General features: G+C 64.6%; 2 protein-coding genes and 1 pseudogene. All 3 read right to left on the reverse strand.

Annotated features, from left to right (window positions below; translation table 11 throughout):
• The coding region (locus AC0V2Y_RS28260) for an aldehyde dehydrogenase family protein (RefSeq protein WP_475417297.1) at nucleotides 1–710 on the reverse strand (710 nt) is incomplete at its 3' end.
• A gap of 14 nt (nucleotides 711–724) precedes the next feature.
• Complete coding sequence (gene iolB / locus AC0V2Y_RS28265) at nucleotides 725–1,519, reverse strand: 5-deoxy-glucuronate isomerase (protein ID WP_475417296.1); 795 nt, start codon at nucleotides 1,517–1,519, stop codon at nucleotides 725–727.
• Nucleotides 1,516–1,725: pseudogene (locus AC0V2Y_RS28270) on the reverse strand (myo-inosose-2 dehydratase); the annotation flags it as partial. The gene iolB and the pseudogene AC0V2Y_RS28270, both read right to left, overlap by 4 nt.

Consider the following 1,725-nt stretch of genomic DNA (forward strand, 5'->3'; position numbering starts at 1 on the left):
GCATAGATGTATTCGGCAATCGGCGTGGAACCGACGAAGCTGACGGCGCGCACGTCCGGGTGGTGCAGCAAGCCGTCCACGGCTTCCTTGTCGCCCTGCACCACATTGAAGACGCCGTCGGGCAAGCCCGCGTCCGTCAGCAGCTGCGCCAGGAGCAGGCTGGCCGACGGGTCGCGTTCCGACGGTTTTAATACGAAAGTATTACCGCAGGCAATGGCCATCGGGAACATCCACATCGGCACCATCACGGGAAAGTTGAACGGCGTGATGCCGACACAGACGCCCAGTGCCTGGCGGATCGACCAGGCATCGATGCCGCCGGCCACCTGCTCCGAATACTCTCCCTTCATCATCTGCGGGATGCCGCAGGCAAACTCCACCACTTCGATGCCGCGCGTCACTTCCCCTTTCGCATCCGTGAACACTTTGCCGTGCTCGGCCGTGATCAGGGCCGCCAGCTGGTCGGAATGTTCTTCCAGCAACTCTTTAAATTTGAACATGACGCGGGCGCGGCGCAGCGGCGAGGTTTGCGACCAGGCGGGAAACGCTGCATGGGCGGCAGCCACGGCCGCGTTCAGTTCGGCAGGGGTGGCCAGCGCCACCTTGGCTGTCACGGCGCCCGTGGCAGGATTAAACACGTCGCTCGTGCGCTCCGAGCGCGAAGCCATCGGGTTGCCACCAATAAAGTGGCCGATCATCGGGGTCGTCATTGTCTTGTCCTTGGTTATTTCGTCATCAGCCAGTCATGGGCCGGGTCGTTTTTAAAATGCCACACGCGTTTCGGGCCGGCCATCACGTTCAAGTAATAGCCATCATAGCCATACGGCACGGTGACGGGGTGATAGCCGCGCGGCACCATCACCACGTCGTGGTTTTCCACGGCCATGGCTTCGTCGATGGAACGGTCATCCGTGTAGACGCGCTGGTAGGCAAAGCCCTGCTCCGGGTTCAGGCGGTGGTAATACGTTTCTTCCAGCGAACTTTCGGTTGGAATATTGTCGCTGTCGTGCTTGTGCGGCGGATAGCTCGACGAATGGCCGGACGGCGTGACGACTTCCACCACCAGCAAGCCGTCCGCGGCTTCCGTCTGCGGCAGGATGTCGCACACATAACGCGTGTTGGCGCCCTGGCCGCGCACGGAGCGCGTCATGCTGGCCGGTTCGATCAGGCGCGCCGGGCGCTTAGTCGTGGCCGGGGCGCTGCACAGGGCGACCTCGGCAGCGCTCACGGCCGTGATGCGGACCGTGGTGTCCAGCGGCACATACACGGCGTAGGGCGAGACGTCCTCGAAGACGCTGGCGCGCTTGCCGATGGTTTCCCAGACGTGATCGCCCGCCCGCACCGTGACCGTGCCCGTCAGCACGACGAGGCACAGTTCGCGGCGGCCCGTCTCCAGCGTCAAGACCTCGCCGGCCGCCAGGCGGTGGGCAGCAAAGCCCACGTGCGTCCAGCCGGCCGATGCGGGCGTGACCTCGACGATGGTCTGTCCCTGCCCCGCTTTCACCAGCAGCGGGCTCATGCCGCCTCCCGGCCCAGTCGGGGGATGGCATCGACCAGGCGCGCCAGGTAATCGTGGCCCATCTTCGCGTATGCGTAGCTGGGTGCGACGGCCGGGTCTTGCTCCGCTTCCACCACCAGCCAGCCCTCGTAGCCGTGCAGATACAAGCGCGTCAGGATGGCCGGGAAGTCGATGCTGCCGTCGCCCGGCACGCTGAAGGCGCCATT

Source organism: Janthinobacterium sp. BHSEK, from assembly GCF_056174685.1.